Annotated in this window: 18 protein-coding genes; 12 read left to right on the top strand and 6 right to left on the bottom strand. The window is 55.9% G+C overall.

Annotated features, from left to right (window positions below; all coding sequences use genetic code 11):
* Positions 1 to 49: 49 nt before the first annotated feature.
* The 5 genes from ACW170_RS13660 to ACW170_RS13680 all read left to right on the top strand — a co-directional run bounded on the left by ACW170_RS13660 (position 50) and on the right by ACW170_RS13680 (position 5,497).
* Complete coding sequence (locus tag ACW170_RS13660; protein ID WP_492087194.1) at positions 50 to 556, top strand: helix-turn-helix domain-containing protein; 507 nt, start codon at positions 50 to 52, stop codon at positions 554 to 556.
* Positions 557 to 713: 157 nt separating this feature from the next.
* A complete protein-coding gene (locus ACW170_RS13665; RefSeq protein WP_492089185.1) occupies positions 714 to 851 on the top strand; it encodes a LuxR C-terminal-related transcriptional regulator in 138 nt (45 codons plus the stop codon).
* A gap of 504 nt (positions 852 to 1,355) precedes the next feature.
* Positions 1,356 to 3,020, top strand: coding sequence for a carbamoyltransferase C-terminal domain-containing protein (locus tag ACW170_RS13670; protein ID WP_492087195.1), 1,665 nt, complete (start codon positions 1,356 to 1,358; stop codon positions 3,018 to 3,020).
* On the top strand, positions 3,010 to 3,921 hold the full coding sequence (locus ACW170_RS13675; protein WP_492087196.1) for a polysaccharide deacetylase family protein: 912 nt from the start codon (positions 3,010 to 3,012) through the stop codon (positions 3,919 to 3,921). The genes ACW170_RS13670 and ACW170_RS13675 overlap by 11 nt, the downstream gene beginning before the upstream one ends.
* Positions 3,922 to 4,231: 310 nt before the next feature.
* On the top strand, positions 4,232 to 5,497 hold the full coding sequence (locus ACW170_RS13680; RefSeq protein ID WP_492087197.1) for a glycosyltransferase: 1,266 nt from the start codon (positions 4,232 to 4,234) through the stop codon (positions 5,495 to 5,497).
* Here ACW170_RS13680 and ACW170_RS13685 read toward each other — a convergent pair.
* A complete protein-coding gene (locus tag ACW170_RS13685; protein ID WP_492087198.1) occupies positions 5,487 to 6,335 on the bottom strand; it encodes a galactosyltransferase-related protein in 849 nt (282 codons plus the stop codon). The two genes, ACW170_RS13680 and ACW170_RS13685, sit on opposite strands and share 11 nt — an antisense overlap.
* Before the next feature lie 260 nt (positions 6,336 to 6,595).
* Here ACW170_RS13685 and ACW170_RS13690 point away from each other — a divergent pair, with 260 nt between their 5' ends.
* The 3 genes from ACW170_RS13690 to ACW170_RS13700 are packed head-to-tail and all read left to right on the top strand — an operon-like array spanning position 6,596 to position 9,413.
* Positions 6,596 to 7,438, top strand: coding sequence for a transketolase (locus ACW170_RS13690; RefSeq protein ID WP_492087199.1), 843 nt, complete (start codon positions 6,596 to 6,598; stop codon positions 7,436 to 7,438).
* Positions 7,435 to 8,322: a transketolase family protein gene (locus ACW170_RS13695; protein ID WP_492087200.1), complete on the top strand. Its 888-nt coding sequence runs from the start codon at positions 7,435 to 7,437 to the stop codon at positions 8,320 to 8,322. The genes ACW170_RS13690 and ACW170_RS13695 overlap by 4 nt, the downstream gene beginning before the upstream one ends.
* A gap of 5 nt (positions 8,323 to 8,327) precedes the next feature.
* On the top strand, positions 8,328 to 9,413 hold the full coding sequence (locus ACW170_RS13700) for a hypothetical protein (protein WP_492087201.1): 1,086 nt from the start codon (positions 8,328 to 8,330) through the stop codon (positions 9,411 to 9,413).
* Between the two features lie 9 nt (positions 9,414 to 9,422).
* Here ACW170_RS13700 and ACW170_RS13705 read toward each other — a convergent pair whose 3' ends face one another.
* Entirely contained in the window at positions 9,423 to 10,313 is an 891-nt protein-coding gene (locus ACW170_RS13705; RefSeq protein ID WP_492087202.1) for a hypothetical protein, read from the bottom strand.
* A gap of 28 nt (positions 10,314 to 10,341) precedes the next feature.
* Between ACW170_RS13705 and ACW170_RS13710 the strand changes: the two genes are divergently transcribed.
* From ACW170_RS13710 to ACW170_RS13725, 4 genes are all read left to right on the top strand, one after another.
* On the top strand, positions 10,342 to 11,853 hold the full coding sequence (locus ACW170_RS13710; protein WP_492087204.1) for a M1 family aminopeptidase: 1,512 nt from the start codon (positions 10,342 to 10,344) through the stop codon (positions 11,851 to 11,853).
* Positions 11,831 to 13,087, top strand: coding sequence for a glycosyltransferase family 2 protein (locus tag ACW170_RS13715; protein WP_492087205.1), 1,257 nt, complete (start codon positions 11,831 to 11,833; stop codon positions 13,085 to 13,087). The genes ACW170_RS13710 and ACW170_RS13715 overlap by 23 nt, the downstream gene beginning before the upstream one ends.
* Complete coding sequence (locus ACW170_RS13720; protein ID WP_492087206.1) at positions 13,084 to 13,998, top strand: ATP-grasp domain-containing protein; 915 nt, start codon at positions 13,084 to 13,086, stop codon at positions 13,996 to 13,998. Before ACW170_RS13715 ends, ACW170_RS13720 begins: the two co-directional genes overlap by 4 nt.
* 214 nt (positions 13,999 to 14,212) lie before the next feature.
* Positions 14,213 to 14,368 carry a hypothetical protein gene (locus ACW170_RS13725; RefSeq protein ID WP_492087207.1) on the top strand — a complete coding sequence of 52 codons (156 nt, stop codon included), beginning with the start codon at positions 14,213 to 14,215 and terminating at the stop codon, positions 14,366 to 14,368.
* 48 nt (positions 14,369 to 14,416) lie between these two features.
* Here ACW170_RS13725 and ACW170_RS13730 read toward each other — a convergent pair whose 3' ends face one another.
* The 4 genes from ACW170_RS13730 to ACW170_RS13745 all read right to left on the bottom strand — a co-directional run bounded on the left by ACW170_RS13730 (position 14,417) and on the right by ACW170_RS13745 (position 20,774).
* A complete protein-coding gene (locus ACW170_RS13730; protein ID WP_492087208.1) occupies positions 14,417 to 15,388 on the bottom strand; it encodes a glycosyltransferase in 972 nt (323 codons plus the stop codon).
* Positions 15,389 to 15,400: 12 nt separating this feature from the next.
* Positions 15,401 to 17,185: an asparagine synthase-related protein gene (locus tag ACW170_RS13735; RefSeq protein WP_492087209.1), complete on the bottom strand. Its 1,785-nt coding sequence runs from the start codon at positions 17,183 to 17,185 to the stop codon at positions 15,401 to 15,403.
* A 120-nt stretch (positions 17,186 to 17,305) separates the two neighbouring features.
* Positions 17,306 to 19,462, bottom strand: a complete 2,157-nt coding sequence (locus ACW170_RS13740; RefSeq protein WP_492087210.1) for a peptidase domain-containing ABC transporter — start codon at positions 19,460 to 19,462, stop codon at positions 17,306 to 17,308.
* 70 nt (positions 19,463 to 19,532) lie between these two features.
* Entirely contained in the window at positions 19,533 to 20,774 is a 1,242-nt protein-coding gene (locus tag ACW170_RS13745; protein WP_492087211.1) for an HlyD family secretion protein, read from the bottom strand.
* Between the last annotated feature and the right edge of the window lie 100 nt (positions 20,775 to 20,874).

Raw genomic sequence — 20,874 nt, forward strand, 5'->3', positions numbered from 1 at the left:
TGCGGAACCGGCGCCGGTTCGCGCTGATTGACACGGAGAGCGATGCATCATGGATCCCGCCCAACGCCTATCGCAGAGCGCCACGCTCGCTGCGGCGCTGCGCCTGATCCGGACGCACCGGCGCATCCGCAAGGCCGACCTCGCGCAGGCCATGGGGATGAGCCCGCGCAACTATGATCTGTTCGAAGCGGGCAAGGGTCGGATCAACCTCGAGCGGATCTACCGCTTTGCCGAGATTACGAAATCCGACTACCACGCCATTCTGGCCGCCCTCGCCTTCGGGTCCCCGGCGTTCGCGCTCAATACCGCCGACAACCAGATGATGACCATCCTGATGGCGGCGATGCAGGACTTCGAGGCGGAGTTCGGCGACCTGATCGGTGAACTGGATTCACGCACCATCATCAATGTCTTCACGCGGGCGCTGAAGGAGCTGGCGCTGCAGGCCGTGCGACGGGACGACGCGGCCGAGGCCTGGCTTAAGCGCCGGGTCGAACGTCTGATTCCGCCCTCGACGGCGGGGCCGGACGACAGCCCCGCAGATTCGACACCGTAGACGGCCCGTCGGATTCCTGCGGGCCCACCGCAACTTTCAAACATGCTCTGATCGCGGCATGTCCGCGCCCCTCATCCATGCCGATCCGACCCGACCCAAGCCGATTCACAGCCTCACGCGCCGTCAGCGTCAGTGTCTCGTACTGGCCTCCCGGGGAATGAGTTCGCGACGGATCGGCGACCACCTCGGCCTGTCGGTCCGCACCGTCGATGAGCATCTCGCCCGTGCCTGCGCTGCGCTGGGTGTCCGCACGCGCGTTCAGGCAGTTGCGAGGCTCGCTGCGGCCGGGCGTTAGATCGCAGCCTCATGCGACATTTGATGCGTCGCTGTTCTGCCAGCGCGGGGGTGATCATTCCGTCGCGCGCCTTACCAGAAGACGGGAATGTGGCGTGTCACGAAGACGCTGGCCGTTGCGGCGTCAGGCGGGCGGACCATCACGGCAAGACGCATGGCCGGGACGCGCGCGTGCGACTATGGTGATCCGGCTTTCCACGACCTGCCGCATAGGCGCAGGGCCTCAAGGCCTACGGCCGCGCGGCCGGCATCGGATGACGCGGCTGCCCAAAAAACCGAATCCAGGCGGTCAACCGGGCGCCACCTTGACCATTTCTCACCCACGCTTTACCTCAACCTTGAGCTGATAAGACGCCACACTGTACGTGAACGAGTTGCATTCGTCGCTTCTAGTGCCATGGTCCCTGCACCAACTAGCGACTCAATATAGGTTTTTTTGTTCGCAAACTCTCTCAACGACTTACATGCAACCAAGTTAATTACCTTGCATTGATCTGAGATTCGCATGACATCCAAATATTCCGTCCTGGGCATCAACCGAACATCTGATGCAAGTGCTTGCCTATTCAGAGACGGTGAGCTTTCTGCGTTTTTGAGAAAAGAACGCCTAAATCGAACAAAACACGCATGGGGCGCGCGGGGGGATTTATCTATCTATCAAGCCGCGTGTCCGACGATTTTTTCTAATATTGACGCAATTGTTGAATGTTATTCATCAGATGATGAGCGAGAAAATATCACTGAATACAGGTTGGAAATTGAAGATCTATTACCGCAGGGAAATCGCCCCGTTATAGTAGAAATTTCCCATCATTTCGCGCACGCCTACTCCGCTTTCGGACCCTCAGGTTTTGGCGAGGCCGCAATCCTGATCGCGGACAACCGGGGCAGTCCGCAGGATCTTGTCTCAGAAACTGCCCAAGTAGCATCCGGCGTCGGCGCAGGCCCGCTCGAAGTCCTCACGCTTTTTCACGGGAGCACCTTCGGAATTCGCCCCGTCACAAAACAGTGGTGGCACCGAGATACTCACAAGCTGGCGGGCCTCGGAATGTTCTACTCCGCTGCGTCGAGTGCGGTGCTTGGCGCAAAAAACCGAGAAGGCGTTTTAATGGGACTGGCGTCCTACGGCAACCCTGCACGGATCTCACTGCCGCCACTGGACGTCAACGGTGTCTCCGTTACCATTCCCCCTGAGTGGTTGTCTTTTTTGTCCGATGCGGAACGTTTTGTTCCTATGCGGGACTGGAAGACGGATATCACCGCGGCAGCCGACTTTGCTGCAAGGGTTCAACTCGCATTTGAAGAAGCGCTGATCGCCGTTGCCCGACACGCTCGCTTGGCAACGGGCGCAACCCGATTGGTGTATGCGGGTGGATGCGCACTCAATTGCTCGGCCAATGCAAGGCTCATAGATGAGGCGGGATTCCAGCATGTGTTCATCCCACCCGCATGCGACGACGGCGGGTCTTCAATCGGATGTGCGCTGTACGGAATCGACTTGATCGGCCGTAAAAAGCCAAATTGGCGATGGAAAGATGACTATCTCGGAGTCCACCGGGATCTAGACGAGAAGACTCTGACGTCAGTGGCGTCCTCGCTCGACCTTAAGATCGAGCAACCTTCAGATCTCCTGAGCCGCGTTGCGAGGAGCTTGGCGTGCGGTGAGGTAGTCGCGCTTTTCCAGGGACGGTCTGAGGCGGGCCCCCGCGCGTTGGGAAACAGAAGCATTTTGGCCAGCCCTGAAAACCTCTCCATGAAAGATTTTATCAACAGCGAGGTCAAACACCGCGAGTGGTTCCGACCTCTAGCTCCTGTAGTGCGCGTCGAGGATGCTTCCAAGTATTTTGAGATTCAGGAAGATTCTCCATTTATGCAGCGACGGATGTTGGTTCGCCAAGATATTCGAGGCAGACTAGGAGCGATATGTCACATCGATGGATCAGCGCGGGTTCAAACAGCAAGCCAAGACAGCAATCCATTTCTTTACGATTTACTTGGCCATTTCGAAGAGCTGTCCGGAATTGGAGTTTTATTGAATACTTCATTTAATGGGCAGGACGAGCCAATCGTAGAAACTATTATAGACGCATGCCGCGCGACGTCCCAGATGAAGATCGATCGACTAGTTGCGCCGCCATTTCTGTTGTCGAAGGCGCTACATGGCATCTGATTATCATACTGCACTCCCCTTTGCCGGGGAAAAAGTCTGCATAACTATCGATGATTTTCCCTATCAGCACGGGCTCTCACCGAAGACCGCACTATCGCCGGTAGTTGATGAAATGGTAATGGCCCTTGAGCGCGCATTTTCCAAGCATCCCGAGGCGAATCCTGTATTGTTTGTAAATAGCGACGCGATCCCTGCTTTCGGTTACCCTTGGCGTCGTCTTTCTGAATTGGGCATACTTGCAAATCACACTGCAAGCCATTGCGATGTCAGCAATACGCCCGCCGCAATGTGGCAAGCGGACGTTCTTCGCTGCCAGTCATCCATTTCCATGTATGCCCGAAAGGCACCGCGTTATTTCCGCTTCCCTTTTCTTCGGTCAGGCATAAATTTCGACATAAAGGAGTCAGCGGGTCGTTTCCTCCGCGAACAGAGCTTCATTACTGTCCCAGGAACTTGCCCTACGGCCGACTGGTATTTCGCCGAATACTATGAACACGCCCACTCAGCAGGCGATCATATATGGTGCAAAGAGATTGAGGACGAGCTCATAGTCCATGTCGTGGCGTCGCTACACAACGCAAGAATCGAAAAACGCCAGTCCCCAATATCTACGGCGCCGATCGTTCTGGTCCTGCATGCAAATCGCTTACTCACCTCTACCATTGAACGAATTGTTGAACATTTAACCAGAATGGGAATTATATTCGATCATTCATCACTAGAAGCATTTTCCAAACCCAATCCCCACGACCAGTATGTCGGCGGATGGGGGGGATCATACTACCTCCAATGCACTGCCGACGGTCGCTCAGCTTTGGAAGACAGGACCGACTGGCTCTCCCGTCAGTGCGCAGAAATCGCCAGAGCTTACAGTGGCAGAGCGCGACGAGAAATCAGCTGACCGTTTGACTTCGGACTTCACGGCTCCTTTGGGATCAGTGTTCAACGCAGCGACAGAGCCCCACTTTATGCGCATACTACACCACGCAATCAACGGAACAGGGCTGGGTCATCTCCATCGCCAGACTAACATCGCAGTGGCTTGCCGTGAGGAGTTAGGATCAACAAGCGTCATATTTACGAATTCACAGTTTTTGGTCTACCCTCGGCGCTGTATGGTACCGACGATCGGCTGCCCGGTGACGTGGGACCAGAGACTTATTGGCGGAGACCTAGTTGAAGGGGCGATTTCCCCTCTAGCAGCCGAGCGAATGTTCGCAGCAGCAGCTGCGGCGATCGAGCCCGATGTCATCATGTTCGACACTTACTATTCGCCTAGTCTACTGCAAACTGCAAAGGCAAACGCCCCAAAAGCAAATATTGTCGCCGTGGTACGGCAGGATACTATAGCGTTCAGCGATCTCTCTTCGTCCCTTGGAGATCTGATTGACCACGCTTTTATTTGCCATGAAGCTGAAGATGTTCAACTTCCGATTCACCTTGCTCTGCACCCCAAAATAACATCGGTAGGGCCCATCAGTCGACCGCACGTTCCGACCGCAGTGGAACTCCTCGAACTTGCTGCCGATCTTAACCTCTCATCGACCGAAAGACTGCTTGTCATATCAACCGGTGGCGGAGGTTATCGTCAGGCAGCTCGCAAACTTTTGGACAGTGCAATCGAAGCAGGAACACGACTGAAGCGATCCGGTCGTATAGATCGCATCATGGCGCTGCAAGGCCCCTATCACGACAGAATGACCAAAGATATTGTGGAAGGTATTGAATACGTTTCACCCTCGACTGACCTATCCGCCTTGCTTCAACTCGCAACAGTAACAATAACGCATGGTGGATATAACTCCCTGATTGAAGCTGCTGCGGCAGGCATTCGAACCATTATCGTCCCATCCGAACGCGCGTTCGAAGATCAGCGCCAGAACATTCCGCTGGCCTTGCGAGATCATTCCGCATTTAAAACAATCGACCAGCCCACGGCGGACGTCTTGGAAGCCGAACTCGCGCGTATCATGGATCTTCCGCCGCCCCCCCCTCTCGTAATTCAGGGGGGTAAATTGATCGCCGAGGCGCTGGCGCTCAGCGTCCCGCAGCAATGCGACATCCAGTTCGTTCAGCCAGGCGTGACTCTTGTGTCCAAGGGAACTCTCAAACCTTCGTCGCCTCAACGCCTCTTTTGTCTGACGCCCGATTTTCGGCTTGAGGAGTTTTCAAACGCCCTATGCCGGATTGCAGAGCATACTGATGACGATGTAGTCTTGATCAGCATTCCGCGAAAATTTCTCTCGGCCATTCGGGAAACACTGATGGGTGCCAGAAGTCCGTTCCGTCGCACGATCCTCATTTTCGTTGATGCGAAACGGGAGGACGCACCAGATTTGCAGAACCTACAGGAAGACAGCGCCCTCTTCGAACGAGGGTTCATGATAGACTATTGTGAGAGAGCCAAAGGCGCCATGCGCAGTTTGATCGACGCACAGCATCAGGCACCTCCGCAGCCGGGTCAGACTAGCGACTGAAAGCATTGTCTTTCCGAAACGCCGCGCGCACCTGACGCCCGTCCTCCAACCTGCGGACATCCTGCGCATAGGTCCCGATGAAATGATTGGCGTCATAGTTGGCGAGCGCACGCCGGAATGCGCGGTCACGACTTTCCCAGCGGGTCGCGTGGACGACACGATGACGGCGAATTCTGGCCGCGTCATCATGCGATATGTGTTGAGCCTTGCCGTATTGGACACGCTCCAACCCGCCCCCTAGCGTCAAGCGGCTGATCATGTCCTGATCTTCCCAGCCCCAACCATCTAGATCCGCGTTATAACCTCCCACTGCCTCGAAGTCGGATCTACGTACGAGAAGAAGCCCGGGGGCGTTGCGCGTTCCATCGTTTGCATCCTCCTCGTGGTCATCGATCGTCAACAAGCGACCATCAGCGGTTGCAAGTCTAAGAGTGTATCCGAACCGCGTCACATGACCGGCCTGTCTGCTGTTCACGACGGTCTCTGAAACGCCCTTGAGCGTTCCGAAAGTTCCCGTCTCGCTTTTGACGCGACTTGCCAAACCTTCAAGATCACTCACGTCGAGCAGGATGTCGTTGTCACAAAAGAAGAGCAAATCAGAGCTCGCATACCTTGCGCCTATATTGTTTGCAGAGGGCTTGTTGAAAAACTTTTCCCCCGAGATTTCGACGACGACGTCGGCCTCCATGCCATCAATTGCTTCCGCGAACCCGTTCGGGTCTCCAGCGTAGTTTACCACCACCAGTTCCGCGCAAAGAGAAGTCGCGACGGCCCGAAACTGTCCAGCTGCTATTTTGAGCTCATCCCGGTCACACCAGGGAACGATGATGGAAAACAAGTTATCGACCTCAATTTAACGGCAGCGCCCAAAATGGGAGGGTGAAAAAGCAGGCTTGCGGGCTCTATGAGCCCGCTCCAGCAGCCTCTGCACAAACACGCCAGACTGACTATTTTCTATCAGAGGCGGCATGGCAATCACGCCAACTGAATTTTGCAGTTCAACGGACTTGCTCGCCGGTGGGAGGCCGGAGCGCCTTTCCGACGCCTTCGAGATGCCCGATAGACAACTCTCGATTTTCAATCTAGGCATCCACGGACTTGGAGACGTCATTCGTGCGCCAAATGGCAGATAAGACAGGCGTCACATTGGCTGACGCTCAGCCAGACTATGGCCGGTTGGCCCGGCGCCTGCTCGTGGAGATGTTGCACAATGCCGGCGAAGGCCATTTCGGCGGTTCGCTGAGTGTCATCGACATTCTCGACACGCTGGTTGGGTCTTGGCTACGGGAAAACTCGAGAGACAAACTTGTCTTGTCTAAAGGGCACGCAGCAGCGGCGCTCTATTGCGTCTGGGCAAGTCGAGGCCGACTTCCGGTCGCGGAGCTATCGACATTTGGCCGCTACGGTGCGCGCCTTCAAGGACATCCAGACAGTGTGTCGTTTCCGGCCGTCGATTATTCGACGGGTTCGCTTGGCCAAGGGCTGTCCGGAGCGGTTGGTTTTGCGCTCGCAACTCAAGGGGCGGACGTTCGCAACTTCGTTGTCCTGGGAGACGGCGAATGCCAGGAGGGCCAGGTTTGGGAAGCCGCCATGCTTGCCGGCCGCATGCGTCTGCATAACCTCATCGCCATTGTCGATTTGAACCGTCAGCAGGAGTGGGGCTTTAGACGAAATAACGAGGACCGCGCCCCGCTTCCGCGTCCTGACGAAAAGTGGTCTGCTTTCGGGTGGCACGTCATTGAGTGCGACGGGCACAATGTGAATGAACTACAAGCCGCATTGCGCATAGCCGTTGATACGGGATGTCCCGCGGTCGTCCTTGCGCACACGATCAAGGGATACGGCTCATCTCTGATTTCAGGCGCTCCGGACCGATTCCACTGCTCCGGATTGAGTCCTGACGAGTATGTCGCTGTACTGAGGGAGTTGGAACAGGAATGAGGCTCGCGTCAGCCTGCATCAGGGCCCTGGTTGATCGATTGCAGCCGTCGAACACACTTTGGGTGCTGGACGGCGACTTGGCAGACTCCTACGATGCTCATCTGTTTGAGGACGCGGCGCCAGACCGCTTTGTCATGTGCGGCATTGCGGAACAGAATATGGTGTCCATGGCGGCGGCATTGGCGGCCTCGAATCAACAGCCTTGGGTCTTCACGTTTGCGGCCTTCTTGGCCCATCGCGCCAACGACCAGATTCGCGTCGGCGTCGCCCAAAGTGCACTCGGCGTAACGCTCGTTGGATCGCACGCGGGAGGCTGCGGAGGCCGCAACGGAAAAACGCATCAAACGACCAACGACCTTGCGGTCGTCGGCACTTTTCCCAGCCTAAGGCTCTTCGCGCCAGGTGATCCGGCTGAGGTTGAAGCTGTCGTCGATGAAGTGCTGGCGCATCCGGCTCCGACCTATATTCGAATGCCCAGAGACTCATGCGCGCCCCTTCCAGGACGGCTTGGGAACGCGCGATGGCTAACCCCTCCATCTCCCAATGTGATTCTTACTCATGGGCTGTCCAGCCATTGGGCGATTGAAGCCTTCGGTGAAAGACCGCAGAACTTGAGTATTCTCCATGTTCGCCGCCTGTGGCCCTTGGATGAAGAGGTCCTGCGGATTGTACAGGGTGCCGCGACGTGGTGTGTTATTGAGGACCATATCTGGCAGGGCGGTCTAGCCTCGCGGTTGACGGAAGCGACAGCCACCTTGCCGAAAGCATGGATGGGCTGGCCTGCCGAGTGGGCGGGCGGATCTGGAAGCACAGAGGACTTGAGAAACTCCCAGCGCCTCTCCGCCGATCATATTCGCGCGCGACTGCTTTCGTTCGAGGACTGAATTTCGTGCCCACTGTACTTATTACGGGGGCTGGTAACCTCGCCCTCTCCATAGGACAGGCTCTGCCTGCAGCCCTTGTCACAAGATCGCCGACCTCAAAAGTCAAGGTCTATATCGCATCACGCTCTCGGGAGCGAGCGGATTGGGCGGCGTCAGTCGTCAACGCTGCGGCCTCCTCGTTAGGCTACCACTTGACAGCAGCAGGCAAGGAATTGGCTTGGGCCGACGTTGCTCTTGATCTGCTGATTGAAGACACACAACCCGATGTCATAGTCCACACGGCGTCCTTCCAGTCAGCGTGGTCGCTGTCGCGCCCTACTCCTTGGGCCCGTCTGGTCCGAGCGGCGGGATATGGCTTGACCTTGCCGCTCCAAGCCACGCTGACGCTAATGCTGGCAGACGCCAATGGCCGCGCGCGACGTCCCGCCGCTTTAATCAATGCTTGCTATCCGGATTTGACAAACGCGGCCTGCGACCGTCTGGGGAGAACCATTCTCAGCGGAATTGGAAATGTATCTCTAGTCGCGGAAGCAATCAGACAAGGGCTCGGAGTAGATCGTCAAAGATTGCGGGTTGTTGCGGGTCATTGGGATGTGGAAATGGCCATGCGAAGCCCGAACGAACGCCCCGCGCACCCACTCGTCTGGATCGACGACGTGCTATTGGCGCCAGAGAATTTACCATCCGCTCCACTGCTCACGCCAGGGATGTCACTCAACCTTATGAATGCTGCGCTTTCCTGTGAATTTATTAGCGCTGTCATTTTGAAGCAAGATATGGAGCTGGTTCATCTGCCTGGGGTCAAAGGAGCGATTGGAGGAGGACCGATGATGCTACGTTCTGGCGACCTCTATAGCGCCTTGCCAAAAACCCATGATGAGAACCAGATTACCCATTTCCAGCGGATGAGAGCCTTAGCGGATGGCGTTACGATCGACGGCGATGAAGTTGTGTTGTCGCCACGCGCCACATCCGTAGTGGCCATGGCCAATATAGCCCTGTCGGAACGCTATCCTCTGTCAGATCTTGCGCATGAATGTGAAAAACTTCTCCAGCTCCAGCAGTTCTTGACAGGCGACGCTCCCTCGTAGTTGGGGACTTCACATCGGACGCGCCGCTAGCCAAGGCGATCCAAACGGAAAATTCTGTTTGCGGCGAACGACCGGCGGGGCAGAGCCAAATGCCTCAGCCCCTTCACGCGCCAAGCGGTTGTGTTCCAAAACTCCGGCCCGGAGTGATTCAAATCTGCAATCAAGGCTTGCCGCGGGAAACGTAGTTAAGCTTCCACAGAGATTTATGAAATTGATCGGTCGCTTCATTATAAGCGCATGCGCGGCTAGAAGATGTTTTCTTCCGTTGATGACCTCTTCGGTTAAGTCTGGACTAAATGTAGCTACGCCCTCGATAAGAGGAACACCTACTGCATCGGCAAGTGCTGTCAGGGCATGTGTACCAAAGTGGCAGCGGGTAAGCACGGCGTCACGCCGTATTTCCGAGAGGCACCACGAGATATAAAAGTCTAGAAATGAGCTATCCGGAGAGTAAAAGCTCACTGAGTTATTAACGGACAGAATGGCTTCGGCCTGGCCTGAGACTTTCTCGAGCCAGATTTCCCGAGAGAAAGCCTCTTCCCCCTCGCCCCTCAATAAGGGCACCGAAATATCCGCGACAAACACGTCAGCATCGACCCACAGAAAACTGCGGCCCTGTTTCGTAACGGTGCGGGCCCATAGAGCGCGCGCCAAGTCTGTCGCTGCCAGACGACTAGTTGTTGGAAGATTGGCAGCGCTTTCCGGAAGAATGTCGAAAAAATCGTCTTCCAGAAAAAGATAGTCGTACCCTTGGCGTTCCGCCCAAGCGCGCACACCTTCCATACACCGGTCCAGTATGCCATTTCTCAGGTTCTTCGGAGGAGCGGACTGCAGCACCAGCAGCGCCTCGCCGTTGGTCTGAAGGGCGCGCGGGGCACCGGCCCCATCATGATGAAACAAATGACACATCCTGTTCATTCTGGAGCAGTTGCTTTCATCGGTGGGCGCCGGACGACAGACAGAACACGCCACCTTCATTGCGCCGCCTGCATTCCAGACAAAAAGCGGGGCAGTATTGCAGATGCAATCTGCACGGGATAGGACTACCATCAAACCGGAGTTGAAGATGCGTCATTTTTTACGCATGGCATGTCTTGCACCAACGGCGCTCGCTTTAGCTACCTGCGCCGCTTTCACCCGCAGCGACCCGACAACCAGTTCTCGCCTGACCGGCTTTGCGGCGTTGGATATCGACCATGAAGCCGTTGAGATCGCCCCGTTCTCACCGGGTGGAAAATTGGTCGGACGCCAGTCCATCACATTCCAAACGATTACGAGCGGAGACCGTCTCGTCTTCCGAGGCGGTCCTCTTCAAATTACCGGCATCAAGATAGACGGCAAGCGCGTTGCAGACTGGACCATTGATGGTGGCGTTCTCGACATTTCGCTCTCAAATCCTGTTCTTTCCGGGTCGGAGCACCGCCTTCTGATCAATTATGAAGCGGGTCCTGGCAGAGGGTTTCACCTAAGCCCGGCCCTTGCCTACTCAACCTATTTCGCATGCGACTGGATGGTGTGCAGTCAAGAAGATTTCGCAGATCGGTTCACGTTTGACCTCACGATCCGGGCGCCAGCGGGTATGAAAAGTCTGGGTCCAGGCGAACCTGTTAATGTTAAGGCGTCAGGCGCAGGAGTAGAGACTCATCACTGGAGGACCCGCGCTCCATTCCCCGCTTACGTCCATGGCTTTGCCGTCGGCAAACTTGAGGCCGTCGATCTACCCTCCACCGAATGTTCCGCGCAGCTTGTCGTCCTGTCATCGGCTCCGCGCGAGCGAACTGAAGCCATCTTTGGCGAGACGTGTACGATGCTGGCATACTTCGAGCAGAGATCTGGCATCCCCTATCCGGCCCCCCGCTACAGCCAGCTCTACGACCCCGCTCGCTGGGAGGCCCAGGAGGCGATTTCCCACAGCGTGCTCGGCGGCGGCGCGGTTGAAGCGATGATTGCAGATCCCAAGGAAGACTGGGCAGTCGCACACGAACTGGCCCATCAATGGTGGGGCAACCGAATAACCGCACAGAATCTTTCCGAGTTCTGGCTAAATGAGGGGTTGGTCACGTTCTTGGTCGCAAGCTGGAAACAGCATCGGTGGGGTGACCCGGCCTATAACCACGAGATCGAGCTCGCACGGAGCCGCTGGAACAGATGCAAGGAAACTTGGAAGGATGTTCCCCTAACCTACGCTGGCCCCTACCCGTCCATTGCAGCGCGGCGATGCTTCCAATACTCAAAGGCAGCGGTATTTTTGCACGAACTGCGGATGCTGGTCGGCGAGGAGGCGTTTTGGCGTGGCATCCGTCGTTTCACCACCAACAATCTCGGCCGTTCTGTTACATCGCATGAATTCGAACTCGCCATGCAGGAGGAAACCTTGATCAACTTGGCCCCATGGTTCGCTGAGTGGGTCTACGCCGGTGATTATCCTCGTCGGTTCTGAAAGTCACGTTATGTCAGGACACACCGTCATTAGAACTGTCATGGCGTCAGGGGCACCGGCGGTTTCCGTCGTTGACAGTCAAACTGAACATCTCCTCGAATTTGCGCTGTATCGCTGCAGCCATTCGGAAAATACGATCTGTATATTATTACCCTACTTGCCAGCGCCGTTAGATCAGGCCCGTGAAGACGGCCCCGTTTATACATTTTGCGCAAGCGGTGAATTTATTTCATCGCTCATTTCCCGTCACCCCAATCAAGAGCGATGGTGCTTTGAGATTCTCAAGGCCGCCATTGACCAGGATAAGCTCAACGTCGCCATAGAGGTAATCGACCGACTTATGGAAGACGATCCTGAGCTAGCCGGACAGATCGATAAAACAGTGGACGTGATCGTCCCGCATCGAGGACCCGCCGCCCATCTGCGCGCTTGCCTCCGCGGACTAAGCCGCCAGAACACAGCTGTTCGTATCGCTATCGGCTTTGACCAGGATGACATCCTAGTCGATTTGCCGACCGATATTGATGTTGTGCAAGCCCGTCCCAATCCATCGGGACCGTACGTATTACGACAACATTTCGCTCTGTCTTCAAAAAGCGAATACATCGCCTTTCAGGATTCCGACGACTTTCCGCTTTCAACTCGTATGCACGCCATGCTCACTCACCTTGTGGCGACCAAAAGCGAAGCCGCCGGCTGCCATGAGCTTCGACTCGACGAAATTGAGAACAAGGTCTGCGCGCGGCGCTTTCCTCTTGATGTAAACCTGGCGCTCAAAGAACACGGCGCACATGCGCAGTTCTTTCCGACGATGATGATAAACACCCTCGCCTTTCGATCGACGGGAGGACTCTCTTCTCATCTTCCATTTGGTTGCGATTTACAGTTTGTATTAAGAGCAAGCCTAAGTTTGAAAATGTCTAACTTAGACGCATTTCTCTACATTCGACGACGCCGTAAAAATTCCCTCACGACCGCTCCAGAGACCGGACTTACGAGTCCGCTGAGAAATCTTCATCGCGATGCTTGGATGAGAGACTTCCGAAGAGTCAGACTGGGCGAAGTATCAATCGACGAGACCTCGTTGGCCCTCCAGACTATAGTGGCGCGTCCGCGATTGTTTGAAGGGAAATGCGGGCCAGAAATCCCGCTGCGCTTGCACCCCTCGCTCACTACGAATCCCCGCGAGCCGGCAAATATCCAACACGGCACTCATCGGGATGCAGGGCTTTGAATATTACAGCCTATCAGTGGGATGCCCCAGAAGCGTCCCTCCTGGCCTCCCTTGTTGCGGATCTTGCAATCATTGATGCGCGACCATCGGACTCCGCAGCGGATGTCTTGGCCCGCCTCGGCGAATGTATCGAAGCATCGCTGCTTGTATTCCACATCAACCTTAGCTTGACCGAACATTGGCCGGAACGCCGCTTAGGCCTCGTCGCGGACGCTAAAATGCGTGGATGGACGGTAGTCAACGCAGGTTTGGTGAACATCAGCAAGCGTCACTTGCAAAGTGTCTGCCGGGAGCTGCGACTACCCTCGGTGTCAGTTACGCCTGACACGAAATTGGACGGGCGGTTCATTCTCAAAACAGATCTCAACTATGGCGCCCGGCCGGAACGGGACCTTCCGTTGGCGATCCGTCGATTTAAGAATGTTCCTGCCCTCAGCAAAATCATCAAAAGGCCCTTTGATTACCGCGTGGGCGAATTTCATGAACTAGCGCCTATCGCGCTCAATGATCCGGCCTTAGTCCTCGAACGTTACATTGAGAACCGTCAAGACAGGTACGTTCGCACGTACCTGGCGGGAGACGCAGTGGTCGTTTCGGAGGCGATCAATCCGCAGCAGGTCAAGAAGATGGACCCCGGCCTCGAGCGGCACAATGTTCTCGCGAGGCGCTTCCCCCTTCCCTCCGAAGACGACTTCAGCCCGCGGGCCCAAACGATACGGCTTTCCGAGCGCCTGGGTATGGATTTCGGTACATTCGATTTTGTATTGAACGACGATGGCACTCCTTTCGTGGTGGACGTCAACGCCTGCCCCGGCTGGGGGCAGGAGCACCAGCCCGAGTTGCTCAATCATCTGGCTTCGGGCCTTCTGGGGCTTGCAACTACGGCGCCGCCTTTGGCCGCCGCGCCGTAGTTGCACTCCGTCTTGGCGACAAAACCCAGTTGCAATGAGACTTCCACGCCAGATCCCCACTTCTTCGCGAAAGAAAATCGGGGCGTCACATCGGGCGCATCTACACGAGCACTTGACCCAACCCTGAAGCGCAATGACTGTTTGACGACCCAGTCAATCGCTGGTAGCCATTCTATCGGGCGTTGTTGCTCAGCCCCTATGCGCGGAGGATGAAATGAGTGAGTTTCGCGACTTTTCGAATGTTTCCGAGGACGCCAAGCTTCGATCTCTTCTCGAAGAAGAGATCGAGTTCGTATCTGGCGGCAGCGACGTGGCCATGATTGGCGACGGCACCGACAAGCCGCCGCCCCCGATCAATACTCACCAGTAGGCTGCAATTAAATCAGTGCCTTCTTGAGAGACCAAAGGAGTTCTTCGCTTAGGCGAAGAGCTCCTTAATCGTTTTCAGCTGACTTTGCGGGTACGGCCCGTACGCTGCTAGCCAGGTCATCGATAGTTCATTCACTGGCGGCTCGCCCACTCCCACAGCTAGTTCGAACCATGATCTGGCTCGGTCAAAATCACCAGAATTCTTCATCATATCGCCGAGCAGGCACATCGCCTCCGCGCGGCGGGGGTATTCTCTGACGGCACGGCGTGCGAGATCAAAGGCGTCGCGAAAGCGACCAAGTCCAGAAAGCGCAATTATCATGCCGCAAAGCGCGTTGTAGTGGCTATGGGCCAAGTTTCCCGTTTCTAACGCCCGCTCATAAGCTACAAGCGCGCGAGCGTGGCGTTTGGACCGGGAATATTCCGTCCCCAGTCGATACCACATCCACGCATTGTCTGGATCTCGCTCTACAGCGCTCAGACAAATCCGCGTGTTGCGAGCACCCCCATCCTCCTTCCCAGCCTTGTCCGGCAGATTCAGAATCCGGATCGCCGGCTCCGAACGGTGGCTGCCGGTCCGAACCGGATACTCATGGATCGGCCCCTGATAACCCAGGCACGTACGGGCCCGAAGCAGGCGCGGGTAGAGCCACTGGGATCCAAGTGATCGCATCTGAACAAGTACGGCGTCATCTAGGTCTTGGGCTACGACGTTGAGAAGATGATCACGCCCTTCTTCGAGGACTTCGTCAGCGTCAATCTGCAGGAACCATTCGGTTCGCACCATCCGCAGCGCCGCATTTCTCGCGATAGAGAAATCCACGATCCGACCCTCTGGGTCATTGCAGGAGAGATCCACCTCAATCGACGCTCCAAACTGCCTGGCGATGTCCAGAGTTGAGTCCACGGATCCTGTGTCCAAGATACAAATTTCGTCGTAAAGCCCCTCCAATGATTGCAGACACCGGGTCAGCACCCGCTCTTCATCCCTGACTACAAGGGCAACTGTTAAGCTAGTCATGCCGCTATATGCCTAATCCGACCAGCGATTCATCCAAGCAGAAGCGGTGAATACGATCCAAATGTGTTCGATAGTGGAGAGTTTCATAGGTTCTCCTGGCCGCTCCCTCAACGTTTTCAGATGAACAAGCAATTCTTCAACCCATACATCATTGAGCACATATTTTATCAGTGCTGCGGCTCGAATAATCTCATCCGCAGCCAGTCTGTTCAGATCTCGATTTCGAAGCCATGCCCCCATCGGCGCTTCAAACGCGGCTCGGGGCCGGGCCTGAAACGCCTTCGGCAGTAGCGCCGCGCCAAGCCGCCTGAGCGGTAACTTAGAGACATGCCCCTTCTCGACCTCCCCAAATCGCTGCGACGCCGTAAGTGCTGAGACAATCCGCGGTATGTCACCATGCAAAAACGGATAGACTGCCTCAAGGCGAAATTCGGCATAGGCCGGCCCAAACGATGAGAATAGCAACTCCGGCACTCTGTTCTGACATTCATGCGCGGTTGCAATGGCGAACGCATGACACCCCGGGTCAATCTGCATCTGGCGCCTGTAAAACTCGCGCCGCTGTTCAGCGAAGTCAAACCCCCGAAGCGATGGGTGGAGTGCGCTCTCCCAAACACCCGGCTTCAGGAACTGCGCTACACCCCCGAAAAACAGGTCGTCTGGCGCCATGGGATCGACCAATGCCCATTCAAGTGCTGTCATGTCGGATCGAAGCCGCCCTCGTCCATGAGCTACCAACCTGTTGTAGGGCTCCCAGACGTTGCGGTAGCCGCCAAATAGCTCGTCAGCGCCGAGTCCAGAGACGATCGCGTCGCAGCCGTCGTCACGGATCGCACGACAGAGCGCCAAGTGGGACACGGCCGTCCAGGCGCTGGCCGGTTCAGCATAACCAATGACCTTTTTAACTCCCTCTATGAGATCGCCATCAGAAAACGGAACGAGTGTGTGCGGGAATTTCAGCGAGTCGGCATAGCTTCTTGCGGCATTACCCTCATTGAGTGAGCCCACGTCCTCAGATTCGTGGCGATATTCAATTGTGTATGTTTGAAGGGGAATGCCAAGCACGCTACAACGCTGCGCGATCAAAGAAGAATCCAGGCCGCCGGAAAGCATGAGAGCGGGGCGATCATACCCGGCTAATACGTCACACGCAGTGGAGAGCGCTTGCTCGAGGCACTCGTCGATTTCTTCCTCATTGAGACGGTTGGCGCGCCCGCCTATTGTTGAATAGTACTGGTCGAAACGCAGCGGCTGTTCCGCAGAAATCTCCACGGTAGTTCCCGCCGGAAGGCTGTAAACGCCTTTGCGAAGCGTTCGTCCGCGAACTGCGTGGCCGGAAACTAAGTAGTTGAGGAGGCTTTCAAGATCTATTTCCTTTGCAAATACGTTCGCATCAAAAAGGGAACGCGCATCCGTCGAGAACAAGACATAGGCACCCTCGTCCCGATAGAACATCCGTGCGGATCCGAAGGGGTCTCGCGTCAGGCGCAATAGCCCGGCGCCCTCTTCGATAACGGCCGCAGCAAAAACGCCACACATATCAGCGCCTGGTCGCCCATTGCACGCCAGATTACGGCCCGCTTCCGCAGCGGCTTTTGTTTTTCTGTCAACAAATACAGCTCTGTATGCGTTCTCTTCTACGACTCCCGTGCCATCGACATGTATGGCAGCATAGCCAAACTGCCTCCACCTGGGATCGTCGGGCTTGGGAAAGCTTTCCGGCACCACCTCTCGGAAACGTTTAGCCAGATAGACACGCCACGCGGCGCTTCGGGCGAAGATGCCATGGATAGCCAAGTTCTACTCCGTAGCCTGGGCTTGTTGATGAATTGACTATAACCATCAGTGACGCGGCGTGACGCCGCTGATGACGTTTATTCCAAGCGGGAAAAGACACTGGCGCGCAAAGCTGTCGCCTTACGCGTTCAAATCCGACTCAGGTGCACTTAGTATGGCGCGATTGCGAACTTCCGACAGCTTTCCGTTACGCACCTCGAACACACGATCGGCTCGCTTAACCAACTCGGGTCGGTGCGCGACGATCACGCGAGTTGCTTTCAACGCCGACACCACATCCGCGACGCGACGCTCCGTCTCCTCGTCCAGATTCGCCGTGCCTTCATCTAGGAAGAGGACCTGTGGATTGCGGTATAGTGCTCGAGCCAGCATTACTCTCTGGCGCTGCCCCCCGGACAAGGTCGTGCCCATATCACCGACGAGGCCAAGATAATTCATTGGCTGCAACATGATATCGTCATGTACGCAAGCCGCATTGGCCGCCTCCTTCACGCGCTCCATGTCGAGATCGGGATCAAAGAAGGCGATATTGTCAGCGATCGTGCCCGAGAATAGCGCGTCGTCCTGCATTACCACTCCAGCGCCTTCGCGCCAGCGTCGCGCTCCGAAAAGCGACAGGGACATCCCATTGATCAGGATTTCCCCCTCCGTCGCTGGGTATAGCCCTAGAAGAAGCTTCAACAGCGTCGTCTTCCCCCCTCCGGACGGCCCTGTAATAGCAACAAACTCTCCGTCTCTTACATTTAGATTTATATTCTTAAGTATAGTTTGATCGCTGGCTGAATATCGGAAGCTCAGACTACGAACATCTATCGCCCCTCCATGGTCCGCACCATTTTTATGGACTTGGACATCCACGCTTTCGTCTTTCGGCGACTGAACGATGTCCCCGATCCTGTTTAAATGCAAATTCAACATGCGGAACTGAACAAACTGGCCGACAAGACCAGCAACCCTTTGGCTAAAATTCTGACGATAGGCCATGAATGCAAAGAGCATTCCTACTGTAAACCGTCCATCCAACGTAATAAAGGCCCCGACACACACAACAATTACTAGCTGAAGCCCATAAACTAGAGACTGAAGAAAATTTGTCGTTATGGTATATTTCCCAAATGAGACGTTTGCATTTATGCTTTCGGCATAGAGATTTCGCCAAGAATTCTCGCGCTCAGATTCCTTCCCAAAGATTTTAATCGCCTTTACGGAGCGAATAGATTCCATCAGGTGGGACTGTTCGCGCGCCGAGGATGCAATGGCCTCCTCTTGGCGTCTCTGCATTGCGGGGTATATTGCAAGGACTGCAAGTGTATATACTATGACGCTAGCTAGGACGATCATCGCAAGAACAGGGCTGTAAAGGAAAAGCACAACCCCTGTAACCAATGCCATGCCGCCATCTATCGTCGCAGCGACAAATCCCTGGGTAATGGCTTCCTGAACCGGCTTGGTTGAACCCATTCTGGATATAATGTCGCCGACGTGGCGTTTTTCGAAGAAATCGGTCGGCAGCCTCATCAAATGTCGAAATATGTTCCCGACCATCTGATAGGTCATCATATTCCCGAAATAGAGAATTGCCCATCCCCTAAGCAGCTCAGTGACCGCGCCCAACACGTAAACAGCTGCGAATGCTATGGAAAGGACAATGAGGAGCTCGCGATCCAGCTTTACGACAGCCTCGTCCACCACCAGTTGAAGATAAAACGGTGTGGCCAGCGCAACGAGCTGGAGGATCGTCGATAAGGCAAGAACCTGTAGCAGCGCACGCTTCAGGCCGCTCACGCGGGACCACAGGTCGGTAAGCCGAGTCTGTGATTGGGCGACTTGCGGGCTGAAATCAACCGTGGGCCTCAGCTCTAATGCGACGCCTGTAAAATGCCGACTGACCTCTTGGAGCGTATAGGTTCGAGCGCCTTTCGCCGGATCATGCACCTCTATCCGGTCGCCCCTGACCCGCTTTAGCACGACGTAGTGGTTAAGGTTCCAGTGCAGGATCGCAGGCGTATGCACATCTTGGAGACTCTCCAACTCGACGCGTATGGCGCGCGGTGAAAGCTGCAGCGTGTCGGCCATACGCATGAGCTCCCTTAGCGGCGCCCCCTTCAGAGAAAGGGAAAAGCGTTGCCTGATGCCGTTGAGGTCAACACGATGTCCGTAATAGCGAGCAACCATCGCCAAGCAGGCGAGGCCACATTCCGCTGCCTCCGCCTGCAACACCACTGGAAGCCGTGAAGCACGTGAAAAATTCAGTCGCTCTTCCTTCATCAAGGACATTGCGGCGCCACCGATAACAAAACAATTTCCGCAGATCTCGCACGAGACGACGACATTGAATCTTCTCCCCTCATTTTCGCCGAACAGCGCCGAACAGCGGATCGAGCATCCATTCCCATATGCGGCGGCGAGCTAGAATGATGTCCGCCTTGAGCAACATTCCAGGCTGCAACGGAAACCGGTCGCCATAGGCTTCTACAGACTGGTGGTCCAAGGCGACCACGACTTGATAGACGGGTTCATTGGTAGAGATGGGCCCATCGAGATCCTCGGGCCTCAGAATGGACTTGGAAACCTGGGTCACCACGCCCCGATACGTCCCGAACCGTTGATAGGGAAAGGCATCGTAAAGCAGCCGCACCTCTTGGCCCTGCTTAAGAAATCCTGCGGCGCGGGTCGGCACCAGAAGACGCGCCTCCAACTTGCCGTTCTTGGGCAAGATTGTCATCAGCGACCGTTCGCTTGAGGCCGCTTCGCCGGCCATGCCCAATACGGAACTCACACGACCCGCTACCGGAGCGGAAACCACATAGCGCCCCTCAGTCTCGGTGGAAGCCCGCCGCTGGGCAAGAGCCGCCAAGCTTTGACGTAGACTTGCCGCCTCATTTTCCCGCTCAAGGGGGATCGCGCCGATCTGGACGCGAACCTTCGCGATCTCAGCCTCCAAACTACCGACCTGCTGCATGATGGCTTGTAGTGATTGACGCTGCGCCAGCGAATCGGCTTCACGCCGTTGAAGCTCAAGCCGGGAGCCATAGCCGCGATCAACCAAGACCTTCGATTGCTCGACTTGTTGGCGAGCGATTTCGATTCTGTCATCCTGCAATGCGGCTTGACTGCGCAACCGTTCGAGGGCGACCTCAAGACCAGCAAGCTCAGCGCGAAGCTGCGCCTCTGCGGAGGCAAATCTCGCCGGAACGCCTTCGAAGCGCGATGTTAGCGACGTTTGTTCCTCGGTAAGACCGTCGAGAAGCGTGGCGGATATCCCCGCCCCTCCTACGAGAGATCGTTCCGACGACAAGGTTACGAGCGGCGCACCCTTTTCGACGAGATCGCCGTTCGCGACATGAACCGCTTCGATGGTGGATCCGCTCGTGGGGGCCATGACCCGCGCGAGACCGGCGTTTGGCGCCAACCAGCCAGACACGGTTTCTTTTCGGGCATAACCCCCGAAAATTATCAGAAGCACGCCGCCAAGCGCGATTGTTGCCAGGAGGCCGGAAAACCACCACATAGGGACAGGGGTGGACAGGACCACATCGCCATATAGACCCTGCCGGCTAGGAATTGCTTGTTTCCGAAACAACGACATAGGTCACGACACAATCTTTCGGCGTTCCGCGCGCTGACTCAGGAACGCGGCGTATCGCGCACGAGTTGATCGATATCACATCCTCTAGTCTATAGGCTTA

The organism is Brevundimonas sp. FV2ps16, assembly GCF_058681075.1.